Annotated in this window: 2 protein-coding genes; both read right to left on the minus strand. The window is 30.3% G+C overall.

Annotated features, from left to right (window positions below):
* Nucleotides 1-692: 692 nt before the first annotated feature.
* Entirely contained in the window at nucleotides 693-1,550 is an 858-nt protein-coding gene (locus tag ACYQ0O_RS12920) for a rolling circle replication-associated protein (RefSeq protein ID WP_075070271.1), read from the minus strand.
* Between the two features lie 50 nt (nucleotides 1,551-1,600).
* A partial coding sequence (locus tag ACYQ0O_RS12925) for a hypothetical protein (RefSeq protein WP_459893732.1) occupies nucleotides 1,601-1,847 on the minus strand: 247 nt, incomplete at its 5' end.

Below are 1,847 nucleotides of genomic sequence, written 5' to 3' on the forward strand. Positions count from 1 at the left end.
AAATCAACAAAAAAGTCAAATATAATTATATAAAAAAATCAATTCTCAAATATGAACCTATTAACAAGCCCAGATGCTCCGCTGTTCGCTCGGACGTGTGTGCTAGAAAGCGTCCACGCCTCGCTTGCTCCGCTTTTACACTCCGCCTCGCTCCCGCTTCGGCTTCGTGCTTCTCTTGCCATTTCGCCAAGATCCACTCCATCGTGGACTTGGCTCATGGCTACGAGAGTAACAATTTTAAAAAACGTCATATTTACAAAAGTATTAGCAAAAAGATTTAAGACAATACAAAAAAGACAGGCAAGTTTAAAAAACTAATTTTTACCCCCTAAACACCCTCTAGGATTTTTGAAACCTATTAAGAAAACATATAAAGTGCATCCTAAGCACTAGTATAATAGTCTTTTACATCTTCCTTTTTTAATAATATTAAATATAAGAATATCCTTAATTCATAAGAATTTTCTTAACTACTATTAAAGTATACCTTTTATAACTTGGTTTATTAACCTCTTTTTAGCTCGTTTTTTATATTTTGGTTATATATTTGTATTGTCTATAGTTACTTTGCATATAGTTTTTTATACAACTATGATAATTTATTATATACTAGTTATTGGTTATATAGTTTTTTTATTTCCAGCCCCGATTGCTTATTTTAGCTTGCACTCAAGTGCAAATATTCCTCCACTCTATACTAGAATTTTACAATCAGTTATTAAATAATTATTTATTATTATACCATTACCTACATCATCAAAAAATAACCTCATCATATTTATCAAAAAATCCATAAAATAATTATGACTTTTAAAAACCATTGTTAAATTATACTTAAACCCCTTAAATCTAAATCTATTCCTATAAATACTACGCATCTTTAACCTTAAAACCCTTCTAACTCTATAAAAAAAAGAATCTGTAACAGTAATATTATACGTTTCCGCAATCTTAGACTTTAATAATTTACGATTTATACAACCCCAATAACGCCCTGGAAAATCCCACCAAGAAAAATGAACCTCTTTTGATACATACTTAGACACATAAAGATTAAGTATATCCAAATCCTGTCCCTTTTTCTCTTGTATATACTCCAAATTTATTACTTGCGTACCAGCCGACAAATGTTTTTTATCCCCACTTTTTACTATCCTATACCAGGCTTGAGATAACCAATTTTTAAATCCTAAAAACTCTCTTTTACTCTTTAAATGCAAACCATAAATAACTAAATGATAATGTGGCGCACCCCTCTTTTGTGGCTCTAACTTCCAAATACCAAATGCTTCAGGAAACTTCTTTGCAAACAAATCTTTAAAAGAGTGCAAATGCTCTTTAGACGATTTAGGGTCTGGAAATACAGACGGATATGTTAACGTAATAAATAAGGTAGGATTATCTTGTATAGAAAATAACAGTTTTCTAAGACGATTATAAGATGACTTAGAAAAACCCTTAACCTTACCCCGTTTAGGTGGATTAGGATTTCCCTTATTGACTTTAAAACAAAATGTAGCTATTCTATTTGTTAACTTAATGGTTGCCATTGTTTTTATGGTTAGGGAGTGTTGCCAGCACTCCCTTTTTTTTTATCCCATTAATCCTTAACTTCTATCAACCCCTTTAAATCATCTAATACCTTATCAAACAAATCTTCCTTTATATATTTATCTAAATTATCACCATATTTTAAAATAAAATATATTATAATATCTAAAGCAGAAGATACAGAAAGCCCCATACCCTCACATAACTTTCTAAAATTATTATAATTTTCTTCCCGCAACGTAAGAGTTACTTTAACCTTACCTAATTTCCTACTTTTCATACGTATATTATACAAT

It is taken from the genome of Desulfothermus okinawensis JCM 13304 (assembly GCF_054654515.1).